This is a genomic window from Pseudarthrobacter sp. RHLT3-21 (genome assembly GCF_059383495.1).
Map to the genome: position 1 here is coordinate 1 of NZ_JBWZCI010000032.1, position 24,084 is coordinate 24,084.

General features: G+C 65.2%; 19 protein-coding genes, 1 other RNA gene and 1 pseudogene. 13 read left to right on the forward strand and 8 right to left on the reverse strand.

The features are described 5' to 3' along the window. Positions 1 to 516: 516 nt before the first annotated feature. The 5 genes from AC50YA_RS21160 to recR all read left to right on the forward strand — a co-directional run bounded on the left by AC50YA_RS21160 (position 517) and on the right by recR (position 5,343). Positions 517 to 768: a type II toxin-antitoxin system Phd/YefM family antitoxin gene (locus AC50YA_RS21160; protein WP_494984151.1), complete on the forward strand. Its 252-nt coding sequence runs from the start codon at positions 517 to 519 to the stop codon at positions 766 to 768. Continuing rightward, the gene (locus tag AC50YA_RS21165; protein ID WP_494984152.1) at positions 765 to 1,037 is read left to right on the forward strand and encodes a Txe/YoeB family addiction module toxin; all 273 of its coding nucleotides are present in this window, start codon (positions 765 to 767) and stop codon (positions 1,035 to 1,037) included. The genes AC50YA_RS21160 and AC50YA_RS21165 overlap by 4 nt, the downstream gene beginning before the upstream one ends. Positions 1,038 to 1,107: 70 nt before the next feature. After that, positions 1,108 to 1,204, forward strand: an RNA gene (ffs, locus tag AC50YA_RS21170) — signal recognition particle sRNA small type. A gap of 50 nt (positions 1,205 to 1,254) precedes the next feature. After that, entirely contained in the window at positions 1,255 to 4,680 is a 3,426-nt protein-coding gene (locus AC50YA_RS21175; RefSeq protein ID WP_494984153.1) for a DNA polymerase III subunit gamma and tau, read from the forward strand. A 63-nt stretch (positions 4,681 to 4,743) separates the two neighbouring features. Further along, positions 4,744 to 5,343, forward strand: coding sequence for a recombination mediator RecR (gene recR, locus AC50YA_RS21180; protein WP_494984154.1), 600 nt, complete (start codon positions 4,744 to 4,746; stop codon positions 5,341 to 5,343). Positions 5,344 to 5,463: 120 nt separating this feature from the next. On the opposite strand, the gene AC50YA_RS21185 is transcribed toward recR, so the two are convergent. From AC50YA_RS21185 to AC50YA_RS21195, 3 genes are all read right to left on the reverse strand, one after another. Further along, positions 5,464 to 6,540, reverse strand: coding sequence for a hypothetical protein (locus tag AC50YA_RS21185; RefSeq protein ID WP_494984155.1), 1,077 nt, complete (start codon positions 6,538 to 6,540; stop codon positions 5,464 to 5,466). Between the two features lie 203 nt (positions 6,541 to 6,743). Beyond that, positions 6,744 to 7,895: an ABC transporter permease gene (locus AC50YA_RS21190; protein ID WP_494984156.1), complete on the reverse strand. Its 1,152-nt coding sequence runs from the start codon at positions 7,893 to 7,895 to the stop codon at positions 6,744 to 6,746. Further along, entirely contained in the window at positions 7,892 to 8,863 is a 972-nt protein-coding gene (locus tag AC50YA_RS21195; protein WP_494984157.1) for an ABC transporter ATP-binding protein, read from the reverse strand. The genes AC50YA_RS21190 and AC50YA_RS21195 overlap by 4 nt, the downstream gene beginning before the upstream one ends. A 214-nt stretch (positions 8,864 to 9,077) precedes the next feature. Between AC50YA_RS21195 and AC50YA_RS21200 the strand changes: the two genes are divergently transcribed. Further along, positions 9,078 to 10,436, forward strand: coding sequence for an aspartate kinase (locus AC50YA_RS21200; RefSeq protein ID WP_494984158.1), 1,359 nt, complete (start codon positions 9,078 to 9,080; stop codon positions 10,434 to 10,436). A 90-nt stretch (positions 10,437 to 10,526) separates the two neighbouring features. Here AC50YA_RS21200 and AC50YA_RS21205 read toward each other — a convergent pair whose 3' ends face one another. Both AC50YA_RS21205 and AC50YA_RS21210 read right to left on the reverse strand, forming a co-directional pair. Further along, entirely contained in the window at positions 10,527 to 10,742 is a 216-nt protein-coding gene (locus AC50YA_RS21205; RefSeq protein WP_494984159.1) for a hypothetical protein, read from the reverse strand. Positions 10,743 to 10,901: 159 nt separating this feature from the next. Beyond that, a complete protein-coding gene (locus tag AC50YA_RS21210) occupies positions 10,902 to 11,144 on the reverse strand; it encodes a hypothetical protein (RefSeq protein WP_494984160.1) in 243 nt (80 codons plus the stop codon). 79 nt (positions 11,145 to 11,223) lie between these two features. On the opposite strand from AC50YA_RS21210, the gene AC50YA_RS21215 reads away from it, so the two are divergent. From AC50YA_RS21215 to AC50YA_RS21230, 4 genes are read left to right on the forward strand one after another with little or no spacing between them, the layout of a single operon-like run. Next, positions 11,224 to 11,706, forward strand: coding sequence for a MarR family winged helix-turn-helix transcriptional regulator (locus AC50YA_RS21215; RefSeq protein ID WP_494984161.1), 483 nt, complete (start codon positions 11,224 to 11,226; stop codon positions 11,704 to 11,706). Positions 11,707 to 11,746: 40 nt separating this feature from the next. Continuing rightward, entirely contained in the window at positions 11,747 to 12,310 is a 564-nt protein-coding gene (locus AC50YA_RS21220) for an SSI family serine proteinase inhibitor (protein WP_494984162.1), read from the forward strand. Then, a complete protein-coding gene (locus AC50YA_RS21225; RefSeq protein WP_494984163.1) occupies positions 12,288 to 13,220 on the forward strand; it encodes a 3-methyladenine DNA glycosylase in 933 nt (310 codons plus the stop codon). The genes AC50YA_RS21220 and AC50YA_RS21225 overlap by 23 nt, the downstream gene beginning before the upstream one ends. Next, positions 13,217 to 13,570, forward strand: a complete 354-nt coding sequence (locus AC50YA_RS21230) for a serine protease inhibitor (RefSeq protein WP_494984164.1) — start codon at positions 13,217 to 13,219, stop codon at positions 13,568 to 13,570. The genes AC50YA_RS21225 and AC50YA_RS21230 overlap by 4 nt, the downstream gene beginning before the upstream one ends. An 83-nt stretch (positions 13,571 to 13,653) precedes the next feature. Here AC50YA_RS21230 and AC50YA_RS21235 read toward each other — a convergent pair whose 3' ends face one another. The 3 genes and pseudogenes from AC50YA_RS21235 to AC50YA_RS21245 form a co-directional block, all read right to left on the reverse strand. Then, entirely contained in the window at positions 13,654 to 16,818 is a 3,165-nt protein-coding gene (locus tag AC50YA_RS21235) for a S8 family serine peptidase (protein ID WP_494984181.1), read from the reverse strand. Between the two features lie 307 nt (positions 16,819 to 17,125). After that, positions 17,126 to 20,001, reverse strand: a pseudogene (locus tag AC50YA_RS21240) (exo-alpha-sialidase); the annotation flags it as partial. Between the two features lie 236 nt (positions 20,002 to 20,237). After that, positions 20,238 to 20,423, reverse strand: coding sequence for a hypothetical protein (locus AC50YA_RS21245; protein WP_494984165.1), 186 nt, complete (start codon positions 20,421 to 20,423; stop codon positions 20,238 to 20,240). A gap of 260 nt (positions 20,424 to 20,683) precedes the next feature. Here AC50YA_RS21245 and purS point away from each other — a divergent pair, with 260 nt between their 5' ends. Genes purS through purL form a run of 3 tightly spaced genes read left to right on the forward strand, consistent with a single transcriptional unit; the run spans position 20,684 to position 24,061 of the window. Beyond that, a complete protein-coding gene (gene purS, locus AC50YA_RS21250) occupies positions 20,684 to 20,935 on the forward strand; it encodes a phosphoribosylformylglycinamidine synthase subunit PurS (protein WP_056631212.1) in 252 nt (83 codons plus the stop codon). A gap of 1 nt (position 20,936) precedes the next feature. After that, entirely contained in the window at positions 20,937 to 21,734 is a 798-nt protein-coding gene (purQ, locus tag AC50YA_RS21255) for a phosphoribosylformylglycinamidine synthase subunit PurQ (RefSeq protein ID WP_494984166.1), read from the forward strand. Beyond that, positions 21,731 to 24,061: a phosphoribosylformylglycinamidine synthase subunit PurL gene (gene purL / locus AC50YA_RS21260; protein ID WP_494984167.1), complete on the forward strand. Its 2,331-nt coding sequence runs from the start codon at positions 21,731 to 21,733 to the stop codon at positions 24,059 to 24,061. Before purQ ends, purL begins: the two co-directional genes overlap by 4 nt. Positions 24,062 to 24,084: the final 23 nt, after the last annotated feature.

The following is a 24,084-nucleotide window of genomic DNA, read 5'->3' on the forward strand; positions in this document are numbered from 1 at the left end:
CGGGCATAGCCCCCAACAGCTGCCCCATCCGGAAACCACGCCGCTACGCGGAGGTAATCAAATGAGGCAACGTATCCGGCTACGCGGAGGTTTTCTATGAGTCAACGCGAGATCTAGCGGGCCGACATAGGTCCAGATAAGGTCGCCTACAGAGTCAACTTGGGGGAACACTTGAGGCGAAGCCTGACCGTCGCATTTGCAGCGGCGTTTCTTCTGTCCGGGTGCAGCGCCCCGCAGAGCACGGGTATCACGTACGCCACCGCACCCTCACAAGCTCCTCAAGTACCGGCATACATCGCCGCCCCAACGCCCAAAGCTGCAACACCCTCCCGTGATGCAGCGACGCCGCCGGCGAAGAAGACCAGCTTCAGCATCCTGGACGACCTCATGTTCGAAACCATAACTAGCTGTTTATCCGGGCCTTTGCGCCGGCTTTCGCGGCCATTGGCGAGGCCGCCAAGCCTCATACGGATCGGCCAGGAGTACAATAAGTTGTACTTATTAGGAGGCCTGTCCGTGAAAACACTTACCTACTCCCAGTCGCGCGCCCACTACAAGGAAACTCTCGACGCCGTCACGGACGACCGCGAAGCAGTGATCATCACGCGCCCCGGCAAGGAAGACGTGGTCATCGTCTCGCGGGCCGATTACGAATCCCTTCGCGAGACGTCCTATCTGCTCCGCAGCCCAGCCAATGCGCGGCGCATTCTGGAATCCATCGAGCGCCTCGAATCCGGGCACGGGACCGAACGCGATCTTCTTGCATGAAGCTCTCGTGGGACGAAAGTGCATGGGAGGACTATCTGTGGTGGCAGGCCCAGGACCGCAGGACCATCGAGCGAATCAACGCGTTGATTCAAGTCATCGCCCGGAACGGCAACGAAGGTATCGGTAAACCTGAACCGCTCAAGCCCGGTTTTCACGGCTATTGGTCGCGCCGCATTACCGATGAGCACCGTCTCGTCTATCGGTACGCCGAAGCTGGCTCCGGCATCGAAGTTCTGATTGCCGCCTGCCGGTATCACTACGGCAACTGATCGGGGACCGGCCCGGACCGGCCGCTGCCCGGGCCGTCCAGACCTTCCTGAATCTTCGGGTAAACTTGTCTGCGGCCCCTCATGTGGCGTCATCCTGTTGAACTCCCCCAGGACCGGAAGGTAGCAAGGGTAAACGGGCTCTGGCGGGTGCATGGGGGGTCTTTACTATTCCCCCACAGGGCGGCAGACTGTCAGCCCGGATTGGTAGGGTTTTCTCGTGACTGTTACTACCACCGCCCTTTACCGCAGATACCGCCCGGACTCTTTCGCTGACGTTATCGGGCAGGAACACGTCACAGAGCCGCTGATGACGGCGCTGCGGAAAAACCGCGTCAATCACGCCTACCTCTTCTCCGGCCCACGCGGTTGCGGAAAGACCACCTCCGCCCGCATCCTGGCCCGCTGCCTCAACTGCGCCCAAGGCCCCACGGACACCCCCTGCGGTGCGTGCCCCAGCTGCATTGAACTGGCCCGCGGCGGCTCAGGCTCCCTGGACGTCATCGAGATCGACGCCGCCAGCCACGGCGGCGTGGACGACGCCCGCGACCTCCGCGAACGCGCAACATACGCTCCGGTCCGTGACCGCTACAAGATCTTCATCATCGATGAGGCCCACATGGTCACCTCGGCAGGGTTCAACGCCCTGCTGAAGATCGTTGAAGAGCCGCCGGAGCACATCAAGTTCATCTTCGCCACCACGGAGCCGGACAAGGTCATCGGCACCATCCGCTCCCGCACACACCACTACCCTTTCCGGCTTGTCCCGCCGGAGCCGCTGATGGCGTACCTGGAGCTGCTCTGCAACCAGGAAAACGTTCCCGTGGCACCCGGTGTGCTTTCCCTGGTGGTCCGGGCCGGCGGCGGCTCCGTCCGCGATTCCCTGTCCGTGCTGGACCAACTGATGGCCGGCGCCGGACCCAACGGCCTCGATTACGAACTGGCCGTAGCCCTCCTCGGCTACACGCACTCATCGCTGCTTGATGACGTGGTGGAAGCTGTGGCCGCCTCAGATGCCGCCACCGTTTTCCGGGCTGTGGACCGCGTGGTGCAGACCGGCCACGATCCCCGCCGCTTCGTCGAGGATCTGCTGGAACGCTTCCGCGACCTCATCATCGTCCAGGCCATGCCAGAAAGCGCCCAGGTCATCCTCCGCGGCATGCCGGCGGACCAGATCGCACGGCTCCAGAACCAGGCGCACAACCTCGGGGCTTCCGAACTCTCTCGCGCGGCTGATGTCACCAACACGGCGCTGACCGAGATGACGGGCGCCACTTCTCCCCGCCTGCACCTCGAGCTTCTCTGCGCCCGCATCCTGCTCCCCAGTTCAGAACAGACCGAACGCGGCATCGCTGCCCGGATCGACCGCGTGGAGCGCCGCCTGAATTATGCCGGGAACGACGTCGGCGCTCCCGCTCCGGCGGGCGCTGCGGTTGCCGCAGTGCCGACAGCGGCAGTGCAGGTTGCGGCTGCACCTGCTGCGGCACCAGTTGCCGTCCCACCAGTTTCTGCCGCACCAGTTTCTGCCGCACCAGTTGCAGTACCAGTTGCCGTCCCACCAGTTTCTGCGCCGCCCGCTTCCGAGGCGCCAGCTGCGGCGCTTCCGGTTGCTTCGGTTCCGGCCGCGGCACCGCAAATTGCTGCGGCGCCGGTTGCTGCGCAGCAGCCTTCAGCGCCCGCCGCTGCCGGTCCCGAGTCCGCCCGGCCGCAGGCCGCCGGCGCCGAAGAGGCCAGGCCGCCGCTGACGCCGCCCAGGGTCAGTACCAACGACTGGCCGGTTGACGAGTCCACAGGCCGGCGGCCCGCATCAAAGCCACAGGCAACCGTCCAGCCCACCCGGGAGACCATGCCAGACGCCGCCCGCGCAGTTCCCCCGGCCGCCCCGCCGGCAAACACAGACGCTGTCACGGCTCCTGCCACCGCCGCGCCCGCCCCGGCCGCACCCGCTTCGGCTGGTTATGCCCCTGCCACTCCTGCGCCGACCGGAGCCACAGGAACTGGCGCCGCAAGCACAGGTGCGGCAGGCACCGTTGCTGCAGGCACCGGGGATGTCGAAGTCCTGCGCCGTGCCTGGCCGGAAGTTCTGCAGACGCTCTCCAAGATCAAACGCAGCACCTGGGCCCTGGTTGAGCCGAACTCCCAGGTAGGTGCCTTTGACGGCCAGGTCCTGACCCTGTCGTTCAGCACCACCGGATTGGCCGGCGCCTTTGGCCGGGCTGACCACGCCGAGAACCTGCGGCAGGCGATCCACAAAACCGTGGGCATCGACTGCCAGATCACTGCAGTCGCCGGTGGCGCCAACAGTGCAGCGAGCGCTGAGCCAAACCCAAAAGCACCCGCTAGCCCGGAAGCTCCGGCCAGTTCAGCTGATGTCGCGTGGGGCCTTGCCCCTGCCAGCGCCGTTTCCACCCCTGTCACCCATGCCACCGCGCCCGCACCTTCCCCCTCCCCCGCGACGCGTGCTCCTGAACCGGCTGTGCCTCCTGCTACTGCTGCGCCGTCCGTGCCCCCTGCCACTGCTGCACCTTCTGCAGGCGCAGCAGCTCCTGCAGAAACTGTCCACTACACCGGCGCCGTCAGCGCACCGGCAGCCACTGAGTCCGCCCAGGTACCAGACGCCCAGGGTCAGTCCGGACCAGCTGAGCCGGAGGCCACTGCCGGTTCGTACGCCTACTCTGATGACGACTGGGGCCCTCCTCGGGACGAAGATGCTCCGCCGCTGGACGAGGAACCCCCTATGGACTGGGATCCTTCGGCTCCGGCTGCGCCACGACTTTCGCCTTCAGAACCTGAGCCTTCAGCGGCCGCACCCGCCAAGCGCTCCGCGCGAAGTGCTCCGAAGGCTGCGGCAGCAAAAACCTCCCCAGCGGCCAGATCCTCTGCTGCTGCATCGGCCGCTCCTCCGTCACAGCCCGATACGGCACTGGATCCGTGGGGCCGGGCCGTCGAGCAGGCGCCGGGCGTATGGGTTGTTGGCACCGAGCCCAATGTTGGCAAAAGCCCGAGCACGTCCGTCCCTGAGGAAGCCGCGAGCGCCGCTCCCGCGCCCAGATACGAGCCCGCCACTGCCCAGGTCCCTCAGGCGTCACCTGTCGTTAGTCAGTCTGATGCCGACGCCAGCTGGGGCTTGCCGCCCGCGGCTGCTGCCGCAACCTCCGACGTCGCCGCACTAGAACCAGTCGCACTAGAACCAGTCGCACCACAACCAGCTGCATCACAAGGCCCCGCGCCGGAAACCGCGGCGCCCCATCGAGCGGCGCCAACCGGCGAAGCCCCGGCGGCCCTGATAGTCCCGGCGGGGGAAGCAGTGGTTCCCGAACGGGCTGAGATCCGCGAGTACGCCATGGCATCGACTGCTCCGACTGCCGCACCCCTGCAGCCGGCACCGGCAACATCCGAGTCCGCTGCTGCCGCCAGGCAGAGTCTTTACCAGCGCCTGTCCAACAGCCCCGAGGCCGAAGCCGGGCGTGCCAAGGCTCCGGCCAGGGCTGCCACCGCCACTTATGTCCAGGACATTCCGAGCGCGGACGATGAAACCATCGAGGAATCCGGCGTCTTTGGACGCGCCGCCGTCGAGCGTATTCTGGGCGGAAAGCTGATCGAGGAACGATCCCCGGACGGAAGCCCTCTCGTTTCGAAGTTCTAGGCACATGGAGCACGTGCTCCCGCAGCTCCAATCACCATCCAAGCCAAACCAAAAGAGGAAAACGTGTACGAAGGTGCAGTCCAGGAGCTGATTGACGAGCTCGGACGGCTTCCCGGTGTCGGTCCCAAATCCGCCCAGCGGCTTGCCTTCCACATCCTAGAAGCAGACCCCCAGGACATGAAGCGACTCGTGGAAGCCATCACCATGGTGAAGGAACGCGTGAAGTTCTGCACGGTATGCGGCAACGTCACCGAGCAGGAATTGTGCAACATCTGCCGCGATCCCCGACGGGACCCGTCGGTCATTTGTGTGGTGGAAGAGTCCAAGGACGTCCTCGCCGTGGAGCGCACCCGGTCCTTCCGCGGCCGCTATCACGTTCTGGGCGGAGCCATCAACCCCATTGCCGGCGTAGGGCCCGAGCAACTGCGGATCCGGGAACTCCTGACACGGCTGAACGACGGCGCCATCCAGGAAGTCATTCTCGCCACCGACCCCAACCTCGAAGGCGAAGCAACGGCCACGTACCTGGCCAGGATGCTGAAGACAATCGGCATCGTGGTAACCAGACTCGCCTCCGGCCTGCCTGTTGGCGGCGATCTTGAGTACGCCGACGAGGTCACACTCGGCCGTGCTTTCGAAGGCCGCCGCAACGCCCTGATCTGAGCTGACCTGACCTCACCTGACGGGGCCATGCAGACGGGTGCCCCGACGTCGCCTTGCGAGGGTTCAGGAGGCAGGGCTGAGCGGCCCGACCTCGTCCTGCCAGGGTTCAGGAGGCAGGGTTCAGGCGGCAGGGTTGAGCCGTCGTCGGGCAGCCCGGTGGCCGCCGGCCAACAGAATGCCTGCAGCCCCGGACTGCGTGCCAATCCCAATCAGTGCCAGCGGCATCTCAGCGCCTGTCTTCTCCCGTTCCTGCCCCTCCACACACGGAACCTGGGTACCTTCCGCCGCGTTCTGCAGCTCCCCGGGGAGCCAATCCAAGGCGTTCTCCTTGGGCTCGGCCTCACCGGCAATCAGAGCAAGGATCACCATCGGGTTGCTCGTCGCCATCCAGAAGATCCGCTCGGTGTGGTAAACCTCGGCGATTCCACGGAACTCCGGCGAACACCGATAGGAGATAACCCTGCCGAACTCGTCCCGTTGAATGTTGATGGCCACCAACACCGGCTCATACGCCCTCACGCTGGGCAGCAGCGCTATCACCGCCACAACGTTTCCGACCAGAAGCAAAGCTGCGACGCTCCAGGCCAGAACCCTTCCTCCCTGGCCTTCGAACCACCGGGCAGCACCCGCGCCAATGCCGCCAAAAACCATGACTTCAAGGATCATCAGGACAAAGGACACCCCGGCAACTGCTGGCGAGGACTCAGACCAGAACGAGAGCAGCAACAGGAAAACGACAGCCACGCTGGCGAAGATCAATCCTTTGGCACCGCAACGCACCCAGTCCAGCAGCGGGCCGTCCACACCGGCTTCGGCGGGATCCGGCGCAGCGCCGCGCCGCACGGCCCCCCACAGGACAGCGAGCACACAGCTCACCAGCACCAGCATTGCGGCCGTGAGCATGTACACCCAGGCGTGGGATTCCGGCGGCAGGTCTCCGCCCGTGACCAAGGCGATCACCAACAGCGTGCCGGTGCCCCAGCAGGCACCGAGAATGGCGGCACTCTCCCACCAGAAGCGGACAGAGCGGACAGTCAGCAGCGCCGTTACCAGCGCACTGATGACGAGCAACCGAACCTGGCCGCCACCCGGGGAAGGGGTGTCCCCGGCGTCGATTTCATCGTCGTCCTGGATTTTTCCGGCGCCAATAGGTTCGTACAGAGGTTCGTCTGCAGCCGGATCCTTCCTGTCAGCCACGGTCCCCATCCGCCACGTTCTTAGCAGCCGCGTTCTTACCAGCCACGTGCCGCCTCCATCCCTATGGACAGGCCCAACTCTGACAGTCACCGGCCGTTTCGGCTGGCTAGTCCAATCGTGATCCGCTGAAGCGGGCCTGTCCAGTGCACGTGCAGTGCCCCGGCTGTCCAGTGCGAGGACTGTCCCGTGGCGGCACGCCGGCTCTAGGCGATGCGGGTTCCGCGCGCCAGCCTGTGTGCCGGCGTCCGCAGCGAGCGCCAACCCAACCACATCAGCAGGCCAGCAAGCAGCAGCTGGAGGCCGAGCCCCAGTGGCCACAACGGAGTGGACTGCGCCAGGTAGCGCGGCTTGGCCTCGCCGTTGGCGCAGGGGTACGTGCCCTCCGGACCGGCCATGGCATAGCGCGCACCCTGGCTGATGGATTCGATGGCCCCCACCGGTGATGACATTCCGAAGCCGTTGTTGACGCGGACCGTGTAGGGTATGGCATCTGCCACCACCACATAGGGGTTCATGGCCAGCATCCACGCCACCCTTTCTGTATGCACTGCCTGTTGTGCACGCAGCGGTCCGGAGCAGGTGTACTCCGGTTCCTGCGGCGCCGTTTCGTCGGGTACCGGCTGCAACTGTTCGTAGTTGCGGTACTGCGCCTGGTTGGCCATGATGGTGCCCTGCGAGAGCCCGGTGCCCAGGCCGAAGGCAATGAGGGAACCGAAAACCAGCCCGGCCACGGCAAGGTACGTGACCACAATCGAGAACAGCGGGCGCCCCGCCAGCGCGGAAATTCCGACGCCGATGGCACACACCACGCCGACTTCAACGGCCAGCATCAGCAGGGCCACGAGGACATGGCCGGGTGTCATCCCGCCGAGGGCGACTCCGATCACCAGGAATGGCGTGCTGGCAACCAGGAATGCCAGGGCGGCGGCCCACGCGGCGAAGAACTTGCCCCACAGGATCTGGCCGGGCCGCAGCAGGGTCACCTGAAGGATGGCCAGGGTGCCGCCGGCGCGGTCGCCGTTGACGGCATTGGCAGAGAGCGCAGGCGCCACCAGCAACGCAAAGAGGAGGACAAAGGCCAGGACCACTTCGAAGATCATGGACCCCGGCCCCGCGTCGGCCGGCATGAAGTTGGAATAAGCGCGCTGGGCTTCGCGCTGGGCATTCCAGCTGGCCCACGTCAGCCAGGTCACCAGCCCCGTGAGGATGAACCAGATCGCCAGCATGATGTACCAGCCGCGGGACCGGAGCCGCTGCTTGAGTTCCAGGACCACCACCTCACGGATACCGGCAAGGTAGCCGGCACCAAAGCCGGAGGCCGGCGGACGCTGCTTTGTATCTGTCAGCTGGCTCATCGCCGCTCCCCCTCAAGGTTCATGTAAGTCTCTTCCAGCGCACCCGAGGCGGGGGCAAAGGAGCTGACCCCGACGCCGGCCAGCACCAGGTCGCGCAGGAGGCGGGCGGCGTCGTCGTCGTTCAGCAACACCAGGCTGACGGCCGGCCGGCGGCCGTCCTCAGCCCGGAACGCCAGGCCCATTTCGGTGAGTTTGGCGGCGAGCGCGGCACCGTCGGTGGCCGAGATCGCGTAGCGCCTACCGGAGGCGGCGGCCTCGTCCGTGGTCTGGTGCCGGACGGTCCGCCCGCGGTTGACGAACACGGCGGCGTCGGCAATTTCGTCCAGTTCGCTGAGCACGTGGGAGGAGACCACGATGGACTTCCCCTCCGCTGCAAGCTGCCGCAGCATAACGCGCAGCTCCACCCGCGATCCCGGGTCCAGGCCGGACGCCGGTTCGTCGAGCAACAGCACCGATGGATCGTGGATCAGGGCGCGGGCCAGGCTAAGGCGCTGCTGCTGCCCCCGGGACAGGACACGGGCCGGCTGGTCCGCCAGGTCACTCAGGCGGACCCGGTCCAGCATCCCGGTGACGCGCTGCGGGATTCCGGCCTTGGGCAGCTGGTAGAAACGGGCTATCTGGGTGAGAATCTCACGGGCAGTCAGGGACTCCCACACGCCCAGGGTGTCCGGCATCCAGCCAATCCTCCTGCGCACCTCCGCACGGTGGTGCTGCGGATCGAGCCCCTCCACCGTGACAGTGCCGGAATCCGGCGCCAACAGCGAAGCCAGCATGAGCAACAGCGTTGTTTTACCGGCCCCGTTGGGGCCGATCAGGGCAGTGACTTTTCCCGCCGGAGCATGGAAATCCATGTGCTCGACGGCGTGCACCTGCCCGAAGCTGCGGCTCACCGCGGTGGCGCTGATGCCGTCCTGGCGAGGGCTTTCCGGCTGCGCCGGAATGCCTATTTTTTCCCAATTTTCTGTCATTTCCCGAGCACCTGTCCCCCAAGCCGTCCATGCATACTGACTATCTGAGCCTACGCCTGAGCCGACGGGCGCAGTATCCGCCGGAAGGCTGAGATTTGGACACAATTCCACGCCAGGCCGCAGCGGCGATAAACTGGGCTGACACGTCACGCCGTCCAGCCGCAAGGCCGTGCCTGACCTCCAGAACTCCGATTGATCCAGTGAAGGTACGCGCATGAGTACGCCCACTTCCGAAGTGCACACAGCAACGCAGCCACAGGAGCTGCCCGTAAGCGCTGCTGTGACCAAACAACTGATCGTGCAGAAGTTCGGCGGCTCCTCCGTGTCGGATGCCGAGGGCGTTAAGCGCGTCGCCAAGCGTGTGGTCGACGCGCAGCGGGCCGGCAACGAAGTTGTGGTGGTCGTTTCGGCCATGGGCGACACTACCGACGAACTGCTGGACCTCGCCGCCCAGGTGACCGATTCCGCCCCTGCCCGGGAGATGGACATGCTCCTCTCCGCCGGTGAGCGCATCTCCATGGCCCTGCTGGCAATGGCCATCAACAAATTCGGCGCCTCAGCACAGTCCTTCACCGGCTCCCAGGCCGGAATGATCACCGACGGCATCCACGGCAAGGCGCGCATTATCGACGTCGATCCGCACCGCATCCGCACGGCCCTGGACAAAGGGCACATCGCGATCGTCGCCGGCTTCCAGGGGATGAGCCGCAGCACCAACGAGATCACCACCCTGGGCCGCGGCGGCTCGGACACCACCGCCGTCGCCCTTGCGGCCGCACTCGACGCCGACGTGTGCGAGATCTACACAGACGTTGACGGCATCTACACCGCAGACCCCCGGGTGGTGCCGTCGGCCCAGAAAATCGACACCATCTCAAGCGAGGAAATGCTGGAACTCGCGGCGTCCGGCGCAAAGATCCTGCACCTGCGGTGCGTTGAATACGCGCGCCGGTTCGGCGTGCCGTTGCATGTCCGTTCCTCATTCAGCCAGAACGAAGGCACCTGGGTCATCCCCAGTGCCGAAGACAAGATCACCACTCAAGAGGGAGTTGCCTTGGAGCAGCCAATCATCTCCGGCGTTGCACACGACCGTTCCGAAGCCAAGGTCACTGTGGTGGGTGTACCGGACATCCCCGGCAAGGCGGCTGCGATCTTCCAGGTCATTGCCGACGCCCACTCGAACATCGACATGATCGTGCAGAACGTTTCCACGCACGGCACGGGCCGGACGGACATTTCCTTCACGCTCCCCATCGTCGAAGGCGCGGAGGCCCTGGAAGCGCTCAAGGCCGCGCAGCCGGACATCGGCTTCGAGAACATCGAATACAACGAACAGATCGGCAAACTGTCCCTGATCGGGGCCGGCATGCGGTCACACCCGGGCGTCTCCGCAACGTTCTTCAAGGCCCTGTCCGACGCCGGGATCAACATCAACATGATCTCCACCTCGGAAATCCGGATCTCCGTGGTGACACACGCTGATCTCCTCGATGACGCCGTCCGTGCAATCCACAAGGCCTTCGACCTGGACAGCGAGGACGAGGCAACCGTCTACGGCGGCACCGGGCGCTAGCCAGCAACCTGGAGGAACGTTAAAAAGGATGTTCTGGGGCCGGTTCTACCGGCCACCAGAACATTTCTTTTTTGGGGGTAAGCGGGCGCCTCAGCCCTGCTTTTCGAGATCTTCGCGGCGGACGCCGTAGTGGTGTCCGTCAGAATCGGTTTCCACTACGAAGTGTGAAAGATCCTCATCGGAGGCCAGTTCAAACTCGTCGTGCTTATGCACCACGGGCGCATCCGTGTCCAGACGCGTGGCCGGACCGAAGACAAAACGGAGCCTGTCAGTCGCGTTCATAAAACCGGTGAGCGCATGTCCCATTGTTTACACCCCCTCCCGCGTTCCGGGCGGAAGAACCACTGCCCCCTTTTGGAGTCAGTGCCCTTATTTTACGCCCGGAGCCCCAAAAAGGGCCCGGCCAAGTTCAGCGCCTGCGACGTTCCGAGGGGGACGTCTAAGGGGTACATTCTGAGGAGACGCTCAGCGAAGGGACTGGTCGTCCGGGTTCCTGGGCACAACATACGTGCTGCCGTCCGGGCGGGTGACCGTTTCCCATTGCTGGGTTTCCCGCTCGCGCTGAGCCAGGAGTGCCTGGTTCTCTTCGGTCATGTCATGCACCAGGGAACTGCGGTTGGCCGGGCCGAAAATTGCCCTGAGCTTGCCGGTTGCCCGCATGAACCGCTGGGATGCGTTGCCCTTGTCAGCTGACTTGCCTGTGCCCATGGAAGAAACCCCTTCGATAGAACCAATTACCGCTCCAGTGTACGCTAACAATTAGTGCACTAACTATTGGAGGAAAGTAATGACGGGACGGGCCGGCGCTGCGCGGCAGCAGGACGATGACCTCCTCTTGGAGCAACAGCTCTGTTTTGCCCTCACCGTGGCATCCAGAAGCGTAGTGGGCGCCTACAAGCCCGTCCTCGAAAAGCTCGGACTCACCCACCCGCAATATCTCGTGATGCTGTGCCTCTGGGAATCAGCACCCCGCACCCTGCGCAGCATCAGTGAAGCCCTGGCGCAGGCCCCGGCCACCATCTCACCGCTTCTTCGGCGGCTGGAAGAGGCCGGCTTTGTCACCCGCCAGCGGGTGGACGGAAACGAACGCAGCCTTGCCGTGGGCCTGACCCCCGCCGGCGCCGCGCTGCGTCAGCAGGCCATTGCCGTCCCGGGCACCATGATGGAACGCCTGGGGCTGACCCGTGACCAGGTAGGCGAGCTGCATAAATCCATGATGGGGCTCATCGCCGCCACCGCCGGAACCGACGGTCAACCCGTCGGGGAATAAACCCGCCAAGGCGTAAAATGGCAGCAACCTAGGAGGGTCCATGCGTTTGCGAACAGTACGGCCATTGCTAGCGGTCCTCGCCGTTGCCTTGCTCGCCGCGTGTACGGGCACGCCTGACGGGACCGGGACTTCATCCCCCAGCCCCACAGCCAGCTCCTCCGCCAGCCAGGGCACCTCGGACTCCCCTGCTCCGGACACCGAGACCACTGTCCCTGCACCGTCCCCTTCCGCACCCCCGGCCCCGACGGCAGGCCCCGGCGCCGGCAACGCCGAACTTGCCATTATGGTCAGGCCCTCTCCCACCGAACCCGCGGTGAACTACACGCTGGTCTGCCGCGACGGCCTCCCCACAGCTGAGAGCAAGCACCCCAAGGCTGAGGCCGCGTGCGCTGCCCTCAAGAAAAACGCTGCGCTCCTCAGCCCGGCTCCCAAGAGCAAAGACGTGGCCTGCACCGAACAATACGGCGGCCCGCAGACCGCCACGGTCACCGGGATCGTTGACGACACTCCCGTGGACGCCGCGTTCGCGCGCACCAACGGCTGTGAAATCGGTGCCTGGGACGCAGCCCAGGACGTCCTGGGTGCCAGCGGTGGAGCAGCTTAGCCTGCTGACGGCCGATGCCTGGCGTGCCCGCGAAGAAGCGCACGCCCAACGCGTCCGCCGCTACTCTGACCCCTACCTTGCCCGCCGCTCGGCAGGTCGGAAGCACCCGGTGGAGGACTTTCTTTTCACCTACTACACCCAGAAGCCTGGCCAGCTGCTTCGCTGGCACCCGGGAGCCGGCGTCGTACTCACCGGCGAAGCGGCGTCCGCCCGCACCGGCTGGAAGCACTACATAACGCTCGACGACGGCGAACTCGCCTCCCTGGGGCTGCCGCCAGGAACCACGGCCGTGACTTTTGACTGCGCCAAATTCTTGGCTGACCGGCACGACGCGGTGGCATTCGCCGACATCATTCTCCGCGGCACCGCTGCCCGGCCCGCGCAGTTCGGCTGCTTCGGGCTGCACGAATGGGCCATGGTCTACCGCCAGGACAAATTCGACCTGCGCCATGAATACCTGCAGCTGAGGCTGGGGTCTGCCGGCACGGACAAAGTGGTGGAGGACAACCGGATTCGGTGCTCCCACTTCGATGCTTTCCGTTTCTACACTCCCGACGCGATTGCGCTGAACGAGCTGGCGCCCAGCCGCGAAAGCCAGCGGCACATGGAACAGCCGGGGTGCCTGCACGCCAACATGGACCTCTACAAGTGGGCGTACAAGCTGCTGCCCGCGCTTCCCAGCGAACTGGTCATGGATTGCTTCGAACTGTCCTGGCGGATCCGGGCCATGGACATGCAGGCTTCCCCCTACGACCTTGCGGAGTGGGGTTACCCGCCCATTCGGATCGAAACCACTGGAGGCAAAGCGGCCTATGTTGAGCATCAGCGGGCCTTCGCGGGTGAGGCTGCCGCGCTCCGCGGGCGCCTGGCGCACGCCTTGGCACCGCTTCGAACTGCGGGGACGGTATGAAGGATCTGGAGCTGACCATTAGGGTCACGGAAGACCCCGACGGCCCCGAGTACGAATTCCGGCTGATAGTCCGCGATGGCCGGCCCGCTGACGGTTGCACGTTGCCTGATCCCGCAGGAGCGCTGTCAGCGATAGAACGCTTCGGCGAGGACATCTTCTTTCCCAGACCGGGCCCCCCGAAACTCTGCACGCAGCAATACGGCGGGCCGCAGGTGGCCGTTGTGACCGGTTCCATCAACGGCCGTCCCGTCAGCGTGACTTTCCGGCGAACTGATGGCTGTGAAATCTCCCGCTGGCGCGCCATGGCTCCCCTGCTCGGCGGGACAACGGGTTCCCGCGGCGAAACCTGACTTTCGGCGGCAGCCCCCCCAATCGACGGGAACGCCGCCGGACCCAAGTGGTCCGGCGGCGTTACCGTGCTGTTTCTAAGGAACTAGAGATCCATGTTGCGGTTTCCGGAGAACTCCGGGACCTCCTGCTTCTTCTTTTCCTTTTTGACCTTGTCCTTCTTGTCCGTGGCAGGGTCATCGGCCGTTTCATCATCGGGGACCGCCACAGCACTGCCTGGTGTGACAATCACGGAGACGAAGGTGGGCACGCTCGAACCGGCGAACGTCACCCGGCCGATATAGGAGCCCTCGGCGAGATCCTTCCACTGGAGCTTCAGAATCCCCGACTGGCCGTTCCCGAGCCGCAGCGGGTTGGGGGTCACCGTTGCATTTCCCACGTTGGCTCCCAGCACCGCGGCATCCACGGACGCCTTGGTGGGCTGCCCATTGGGGCTTGCGTAGAGGTTCACAAAAATCGTGTATACGCCCGGCGCCGGGTTCGGCACCGAAAGCGATTCACTGGCAGAGGCCGTCTGGGCAAGCAGCGCCTGTCCCGCCGGGTTGAAGACCACCATGTCGAAGTCTGCGGTCTCGTCCGATGAAAAGACGGAGAACTTTGCCAACGGCGATCCTGCCGGAACAGTGACCTCCTTGGCGAAGTTGGACGCGTCCGTTTCCAGGGCCAGCGGTCCGGGAACCAGTTCGATGGCCGAGGAGTCAGCCTTGGACAGTCCGTCCAAGGTGATCTTCACGGGCACGTTCGTGCCGGAAACCACCGGAATGTCGCCCTGTCCCTGGCCTCCTTCGGAAGTGAAGGCCAGGTTCGCCGGCGCCACCACCGACTGCGGGCGGACGGCCACCGGCGATGCCACGTTCTTGCCGGCGCCCTGCCAGACGAGGTTGCCCATGGCAAACTGCCCCAAAGCAGCGCCGGTGTTCTCGAACTTGACCTTGAACGTGCGCTTCTCGCCGGCAGCGTTGAAATTAAGGATCGACGGCGTGACCGTCACCTTAATGCCGGGAACGCTGGCCTTGGCCCGGTAAATGCCCGGGGTCAGCGCGGTGACAGTCCGGGTGACCTCCGTCTTCCCGGTGAGGGCCCCCAACGCAAACGAAGCAACATTCATGTCCCGCGGCGCAGTTGTTCCGAGATCCGGGATGCCCAGGTCCAGGCCAGTTCCCTGGATGAACTTGAGGTAGTCATCCTCCGAATTGTCGTAGACCAGACCGGGATCGAGGACCCGTGCAATGTCTACCTGGCCCGCACCGGTGGCGAACACGTTACCGTTCCGGCTGCCGTCTTCGTTCTTGATATCAGCTGCCGTGGTCATCATGGCTGACTTGATGGTGGCTGGAGACCATGTGGGGTTCTTGGCCAGAATCAAGGCGCCGAATCCGGCGACATGCGGCGCAGCCATCGAGGTTCCGGACATCATGCCGAATTGGTCGCCGCCGGAACCGATGGGCGACACCCCTGCCAGCACTGCAACGCCCGGCGCCGCCACGTCAGGCTTGAGCAGGTCTGAGCCGGTGGCAAGCAGCGGGCCCCGGGAGGAGAAGCCGGCGATCTGCGGCTGGGGCGCGGCTGGAAGACCGGTGGTGTCCGTGTTCACCAGGGAGGCCTTGATGCCGGGGTTGGCGATGACCTTGTCCTTGATCTGCTGCGTTGCCGGCGGGTTCACGTGCACTGTGGGGACTGCGTGGCGGTCAAGGTCCTCGGAGGACGTGGCAACGTTGACCAGGATCATGCCGATGCCGCCGGCACGCTGCACCTCGGCGCTCTTGGCGACACGGTCCACCACTCCGCGGTCGCAGACAACGATCTTCCCTGCCACCTTGCCGGGATCCAGCGCATTGGGGGCGCACAGTTCCGGGTTTGCTGCACCCGCGGCTGCGGCACTACCCGCCAGCACTACGTTGCTCGCAGGAACGGGAGCGGCCATAAGACTGGCGCCGCGGTACTTGCTGCCGTCCTCAAATTCGACGGTTCCCTGCAACTCCGTGGAGAAGGAGCTCGCGGCCACTGTGGTCAGCCACGGCGCGCCGTGGTTCACCGTGCTTGCCGTAGGCCCCGAGTTTCCGGCCGACACGGCAACAAAGATTCCGGCCGAGGCCGCGGAGAGGAACGCAAGGGAAACCGGGTCCGTGGTGGTTGAGGTGCTGCCGGAGATGGAGTAGTTCAGCACATCCACACCGTCCAGGATTGCCTGATTGATCGCGGCTACGGACGCGGAGCTATAGCACCCGCCCGTGGCCGGGTTATCGTCCTCCCAGCAGACCTTGTAGACGGAGATCTTTGCCGCCGGCGCCACGCCGCTGGTGATGCCCATATCGGTTGCACCAAGGTTGGCCCGGACGTTCGCGTTGCCCGCGGCCGTGCTGGAAGTGTGCGTACCGTGGCTTCCCACATCCACAGGCGAAATCAGTTCTTCGGGCGCACGGTTCTCCGGCGCCACATACTTCATATAGTCGTCAGCGAAGTAGCGGGCACTCAGGACTTTGGAGTTGCAGGCGCTGCCGTCAAACGCAGCCCCGGTTCCCTGCCCCTTCTGGCATTCACCCACGAACGTGTCGCCGTCGGACTTGAGCATGGCCATGTTGCCGTCCGCGGTGCGGTACGGGGCACCCACCTGGGCCTGGCCGCTGAGGGGCTGCACATCTTCCCCGGCGAAGAACGGATTGGAGGGCGTGTAGCCGGAGTCGATAACGCCCACTACAACGCCTTTGCCGGCATTCTCCTGCCCTCCGAAGGCGGTCTTCCAGATGCCGTCTTCACCGCTGAGACCGAGGAAGTCCGTGCTGGAGTAATCCGGCGCGTTTTCCGTGTCCGGCGCCACCACCAGGACGGCCGTGTCCTTGGCGAGCTTGACGGCCTGGTCGGCAGTCAGATCGGCCGAGAACCCATTGATGGCGGCCGTGTACCGGCGCTTGATCTGGACGCTTTCGGACCCGGCCACAGCGTTCTGCCTGCCCTCAAGATGCGCCTGGTACTGCTGGACTTCAGGCCGGTCGGCGTCAAGCTTGCGGCCGTTCTGGGGCTTCGTCGCTGCGAGTCCGGGAGACCCGCCGTCGTAGGTGGCCGCCGGTTTCTCGGCAAGGACCACAATGTAGCGGCCAGCGGGGTAGTCGCCGGCGTTGACCTTCTTTAGTGCCACTGCCGTATTTGCTTCAGCGGGCGCCGCGGTAGCGGGGCTCATCGCTATCGAAGAAAGGAGCAGCGGCAAGCCCACGGCCAATGCCGTCGCTTTCCGGAGACCCCCGCCCCGAATGGGGCCTTTTCCAGTTGATTTCACGAGCGACTACACCTTTCACGAGGAACGGCCGGCCACGTTGCCGGTCTGGAGCAGCTGGGAACGGCACACGACATTACAGATTTTGTAATGCTGTGACCAGCCGTTACAAACAGTACAGACTGAGAGCTGAATATGACATAGGACACATCAGGTGCATACGTCACTCATGTAGCGTTTAGGGGACGGCCGGGAAGGCACAAAAGAAGACCCCCACGTGGACCGGACTTTGGGTAAGTCCTGCTCCACGCGGAGGTCTTCTTCGGTGTTAGGAAACCACCCTGGCTCAGCCCTTGGGCGTCACCTGCAGGCGGTCAAAGGAGACCTGCTTGCCATCCTTGTCCAGCACCACCACGTGGTCGCGGCCGTTCTGTACGCCGGAAGGCAGGATGAACTCCACCGTATTGTCGGTGGTGGGGAAAATCCAGCCGATCCGGTAGCTCTTCTTGTCAGGTACACGTAGTACCACTGGCCGTAGTCGAGACCCTTCAGGGTCACCTTCTGGCCGTTGCGGTACTTGTCCTGCGTGCCGAGATCGAAGGGAGCCGTCTGCCCCTCGAGGTCCTGCACCGCGAGGACGGGGACCGTCTCGGGCTGCGCCGGCTGGAGAGCCAGCACCACTGCGCCGCCGGTCACGGTAGCCGTGACCTGCTTGGCGCCATTTGTGGCACTTGCTTCGAACGAGACGGCATCGAGGCTGCCTGCCGCGATGTCGGCTGCGGTCAGGACGTGCTCGCGCGTTGCCGTCACAGTCCCGCCCACGGCCAGGGCGTCCCGGCTGATGAAAGCGTCCGGGGCGCTGAGCCCGGCTAAGGTGACATTGCCGGCGTTGCCAACGGTGTAGGCGTACGAGACGGTATCGCCTTCGCTGGCGTAACGGTCGCCGTCGGCGTCGGTCCACTCTGCGGAAACGGTGCCGTCCAGTTTGGCGTCGCGGACCTTCAGGTCCACTTCGCCGCCGTCGATCGTGTAGACCTTGCTGCTCTGGCCTGCGGAACTGACTTCCCAGGTGGTCTTCGGAACGAAGTAGCCCTGCGCGGCCTCTTCCGCGGTCACGGTGTGGCGCGGCGTGGCGCAGCCGTAGCCCTGGCCGGCCGGCAGCACGCCGTAGCGGCAGTTGCCCGGTCCTTCGGGGACGAACGGGCTGAAGTTACCGGCGGTCGGAACCACTTTTTCCACGAGCCGGCTCGTGTTGCTGACGCTGAAGGTGTACGGAAAAGCGTCACCGGCGGCGTACGGTGCGGTGGCAAGGTCACGGCCGGAGTCCGCACGGGCGCCGGTGATGCTGGCGGAAACCAGACCATCACGCAGGGCCACAGCGTCGCCGGTGAACGGAACCGTATTGGTGAGCGACGGCGTCGCGCTGGCTGTGATGGCGAAGCCCGCCTGGGAACGAAGTAGCCGCGCTCGATGTCCCCTGCGGTCACCGTCTGCTTGGCCGTGGTGCAGTTGTAGGAGGCGCCGGCGGCCAGATTGTTGAACCTGCAGTTGGGGGCGCTGGGTGCGCCGGGCGCGGGAGGCAGGAAACCGGCGTCGAAGTTGCCGGAGACCGGGACGGAATTCGCCGTGACGTTCGCTGTGCTCTTGACAGCGAACGTGTAGCTCAGGACGTCGCCGGCCTGGTAGGAGCTGGCGATGACGTCGCGGGCCGCGGCCGTTCCGGTGATGGTGAGGCCCACCTGCGGAGCCGCCGGGACGGTGGCGGTGAAGGTGAACTGCGAAACCCGGCCATCCGCCGTCGTAAATGCCGCGTTCAGGTTCTGCGGACCGCTGGCGTTCGCCGCTGCGGTCAGGGCGACGTTGACGGTCACCGAGGCGCCGGGTGCGACGGCGGGCACGGGCACCGTGGTGGCGGTCCAGCCGGCCGGGGTGTAGACGGTGGCGGTGGCGCCGGAGAGCGTGGTGGCTTCCTGGTTGGTGACGGTGACTGCCACCTGCGAGGTGGCGCCGGGAGTCGTGGTGACGGCCGGCACGGACAGCGGGGCGCAAGCATAGTTCAGCCACGAGTCGTCGACCTTCGCGAACTGGATGTTGTCGGTGTAGTTGCCCTCGTAGAGGACGCCGAACTTGCCGTCCTCGAGGCGGGAAACGGTGGAGTAGGCGGAGAACCCGAATGGATGGTGCGCACGCCGGGCCAGGTGGCGCCGTCGTCGCAGGAGATACGGGCGGAGACGTTCTCGCGGCCGGTCTTGGAATTGGAGTTGGTGAAAATGAGCTTCCTGGCATCCGTCGAGCCCTGTGCCGCTGCCGGGAACATCCGGGAGATGGAGCCGTTGTTGGCCGGGTCCGGCAGTTCAGTAGCCTGCGTGACCGGACCGTAGGTGGCACCGCCGTCGGTTGAGATGGCCACCTTGCGGTAGCCCTGGTTGGCGTTATCGCGGGAGTTCAGCATGACGCGGCCGTCGGAAAGTTCAACGGTTTTGTTCTCGTCGATGCGGTCGCCAACGTTGGCACCCTTGTGCCAGGTGACGCCGTGATCGTCCGAGTAGACGCTGTAGGCCTGGATCTTGTTGGTACCGTCCGCCTGGCGCACATCGCCGGCGTACTGCTGGATCAGGCGGCCCTTGTACTGGCCGTACTTGAGCTGGATGCCTTCGCCGGAGGACGCGAAGTTGGAGCGGATATCGCCGGCCCCGGGTTGGCCTTGCTGATGCCGGGCTTGGTGACGTTGGTGATGAGCCGCGGCTGGCTCCAGGTGACGCCGCCGTCCGAGGACTCGATGACTGCGGAGGAGATGACGGTGCGGTCGGCGTCGTTGTTGCCGAACTGGCTGCCAAAGAAACCCTGGTCCTTGGAGTAGACAAACAGCGCGAAGACTTTGCCAGCTTCGGCGTCGTAGATGTAGGACGGGTCGCTGTAGCCGTATTGCGGACCGGAGGCGTCTCCCACGTGGCCGGCGGCGATGACCTGCACGGGACCCCAGGTCTGGCCGCCGTCGGTGCTGCGGCGCTGCACGATCGAGTTGGGATTAGGGGCGTCCGCCGCGCTACCGGGCCGGCCGTCCCATGAGGCGAGCACCACGTTGTTGCCCAGGTAGGTCAGTGCGGGTACCCGGTAAAAGAAGTTCGCCGCCGTACCGTCGGCGCCAATGTTGGCCTCCGAAAATGAACCGGGAGGTGCGGTGGGACTGTTCGACGGGATCGGTGCCGCCTGCGCGGCAAGGGGATACCACCTGCCACATACGACGTCCTACAACCATAGTGTTTAGAACGTCACATGGCTAGGAGATTCTGAAAGAAGCTTGGGAGAGGCCTGGGGCAGCGCCTCTGGAGCAGGGCATTTAAAGCAGCAAATTTGGCGCAGGGGCCTCGGCGCTGGGCACAAAAACGGGCGCCCCCGTTCAGGGCGCCCGTTTGAGGCCTGGGTCAAGACTTGAGGCTTGGGTAGGGAGCGGGCGTCTACTGCCTGGGCGTCCGGACCACGTCGCTGATCCACTGGCGGGTCTTTTCGTCCATGGGGCCGGTCACACGCGTTTCCCGGGCAGCCCGGTCCGCCTTGATCTTCTGGACCACCATCCGGCCAAGCCCGGCAAAAACGGCCACGGCCATCATCGGCAACAGCACGGATTTCGATTTTTCAGCCATGCCGCAATCCTAGTGACGCCCGCTCCGCGAGGCCATAGCCGCCGTCGTCCTTCACCTCCCGTAAGCCGTTCCCGCCGTGATGACTGTGGCCGATCCCACCGAATACAGGGTGCGGCGATCTGCCCGGTAGAATGGGCTTGCAAGCTCGCGGAGCGCCCGTCCACACTGTTCGAAAAAGAATCTCCCCAACAGCCCGGAACGGCGTAGACGGCGTGACTCCGCTGCGCCCTTACCCAATGCTCACGCACAGGAGTTGCCGGATGCCCCGGATCGTTGTTGACGTCATGCCCAAGCCCGAGATTCTGGACCCGCAGGGGAAGGCCATCGTGGGTGCACTCCCCCGCCTGGGCTTCACCAGCTTTAGCTCTGTCCGACAGGGCAAACGCTTTGAACTCACGGTTGACGGCGAGGTGACCGACGCAATCCTGGCCCAGGCCCGCGAAGCCGCCGAGACCCTGCTGTCCAACCCCGTGATCGAAGACGTCGTCAACGTCGAGGTCGTCGAGGCCTGAGATGACTGAACTTCCCTTGATCGGCGAGGCGATCGCCGTTGCCGCCGACGCTCCTGGTGCTCGCAGGCTCGCTGGTGCCCGGATCGGCGTTGTTACCTTCCCAGGCACCCTTGACGACCGCGACGCCGCCCGTGCAGTCCGTCTCGCCGGCGGCACCGCAGTGCCGCTCTGGCACGCGGACACTACCTTGGGTGACGTGGACGCCGTCGTGATCCCCGGCGGTTTCTCCTACGGCGATTACCTCCGCGCCGGCGCCATTGCCCGCTTCGCCCCGTTGATGTCCAAAATCATCGACGCCGCGAACTCCGACGCCAAACTGCCCGTGCTGGGCATCTGCAACGGCTTCCAGATCCTGACCGAGTCGCACCTGCTGCCCGGGTCCATGATCAAGAACGACCACCTGAAGTTCATGTGCCGGGACCAGGTCCTGCGCGTGGAAAACAGCAACACCGCTTGGACCCTGGACTACGAGGCCGGCCAGGAAATCACGGTTCCGCTGAAGAACCAGGACGGCCAGTACATCGCCGACGAAAAAGTCCTGGACGCCCTCGAAGCTGAAGGCCGCGTGGTGTTCCGCTACGTGGGCTTCAACCCCAATGGCTCGCGCCGCGACATCGCCGGCATCTCCAACGCCGCCGGCAACGTGGTGGGCCTTATGCCGCACCCCGAGCACGCCGTGGAAGTTGGCTTCGGCCCCGAGACGGGCTTGCCCGGCGGCGCCGGATTCGGCGGGTCCGATACCGACGGCCTGGGTTTCTTCACCTCCGTACTGAACAAGATTGTGGGAGGCAACAAATGACCGAGATCAATTCGGTGGTCGAGCCTGTCGAGACCAAGAAGTTCAACATCGACACCGTCGAGAACGCTGCCAAGACACCGGACACCGAACTCCCGTGGGCCGAACTGGGCCTGAAGCAGAACGAGTTCGATGAGGTCGTCAAGGTCCTGGGCCGCCGCCCCACCGGCGCCGAGCTGGCCATGTACTCCGTGATGTGGAGCGAGCACTGCTCCTACAAGTCCTCGAAGAACCACCTGCGCCAGTTCGGCGAAAAGGTGACCGACGAGATGAAGAAGGACATGCTGGTGGGCATCGGCGAGAACGCCGGCGTCACCAACCTGGGCGACGGCTGGGCCGTGACATTCAAGATCGAATCCCACAACTCGCCGTCGTTCGTGGAGCCCTACCAAGGTGCTGCCACCGGCATCGGCGGCATTGTCCGCGACATCATCTCCATGGGCGCACGGCCCGTGGCCGTCATGGATCCGCTCCGCTTCGGCGCCATCGACCACCCGGACACGGCCCGCGTGATGCACGGTGCCGTCGCCGGCATCGGTGGCTACGGAAACTCCCTGGGCCTGCCGAACATCGGCGGCGAAATGGTGTTCGACTCCGTGTACCAGGGCAACCCGCTGGTCAACGCTTTGGCTGTCGGCGTTATGCGCCACGAGGACATCCGCCTCGCCAACGCGTCCGGCAAGGGCAACAAGGTGGTCCTGTTCGGTGCACGCACCGGCGGCGACGGCATCGGCGGCGCCTCGGTGCTGGCCTCCGAGTCCTTCGACGACACCAAGCCGTCCAAGCGCCCCGCCGTCCAGGTGGGCGACCCCTTCGCCGAGAAGGTCCTGATCGAGTGCTGCCTGGAGCTCTTCAAGGGTTCCCTCGTTGAGGGCATCCAGGACCTCGGCGCCGCTGGCATCTCCTGCGCCACGTCCGAGCTCGCCTCCAACGGCGACGGCGGCATGGAAGTTGAACTGACCTCCGTCCTGCTGCGCGACCCCACGCTGACCCCGGGCGAAATCCTGATGTCCGAGTCGCAGGAACGCATGATGGCCGTGGTCACGCCGGAGAACATCGCCGCCTTCGAAGCTGTCATGGACAAGTGGGCCGTGGAGTACTCCTGGCTCGGCGAGGTCACCGACACCGGCCGCCTGATCATCACCTGGGACGGCGTAGTCATCGTGGACGTCGACCCGCGCACCGTTGCCCACGACGGCCCCGTTTATGACCGCCCGTATGCCCGCCCCTCATGGCAGGATTCCGTACAGGCCGATTCCTTCACCGGCTCAGTGCAGGACACCGGCCGCCCCTCCGCCCCCGCGGAACTGGCGGCCGCCGTCACCGAGCTCGTGGCCTCTCCGAACATGTGCAGCAAGGACTGGATCACCAACCAGTACGACCGGTACGTGGGCGGCAACACTGCCCTGGCGTTCCCGGACGACGCCGGCGTGGTCCGCGTGGACGAGGAAACCGGCCTGGGCGTTGCCCTGGCCACCGACGCCAACGGCCGCTACACCTACCTCGATCCGTACCACGGCGCACAGCTGGCGCTGGCCGAGGCCTACCGCAACGTGGCCACCTCCGGCGCCGTACCGATGGCCGTCAGCGACTGCCTGAACTTCGGCTCCCCCGAGGACCCGGACGTCATGTGGCAGCTCGCGGAGGCCATCCGCGGCCTGTCCGATGCCTGCATGGTGCTGGGCATCCCGGTCACCGGCGGCAACGTCTCGCTGTACAACCAGACCGGCACCACGCCCATCCACCCCTCCCCCGTGGTGGCGGTGCTGGGCAAGCTCGACGACGTCGCCCGCCGCACGCCGTCGGGCTGGAAGGAAGATGGCCAGGCCATCTACCTGCTGGGTACGACGGCGGCAGAGCTGGACGGTTCGGAATGGGCCAACATGCGCGGCCACCTCGGTGGACTCCCGCCGAAGGTCGACCTCGCCGCCGAGCGGGCGCTGGGTGAGATCCTGATCAACGCATCCCGCGACGGCATGGTGGACTCCGCGCACGACCTCTCCGAAGGCGGCCTCGCGGCAGCACTCGTTGAGTCCGCACTGCGCTACGGCGTAGGCGCCCGGATCGCCCTGCAGGACGTCCTGGACCGCGACGGCGTGGACCTGTTCACGGCGCTGTTCTCCGAGTCCCAGGGCCGCGCAATTGTCGGCGTGCCCCGATCGGAAGAGGTCCGGTTCAAGGACATGTGCACGGCCCGCGGCTTTGCCCACACCCGCATCGGCGTGGTGGACGCAGCCAGCGGCAACCTGGAGATCAACGGCGTGGACACCATGTCGCTGGACGCCCTCCGCGAAGCCCACGAGGCAACCCTGCCGAAGTACTTCGGCTAGTCCCCACCGCCACCCCATCGATT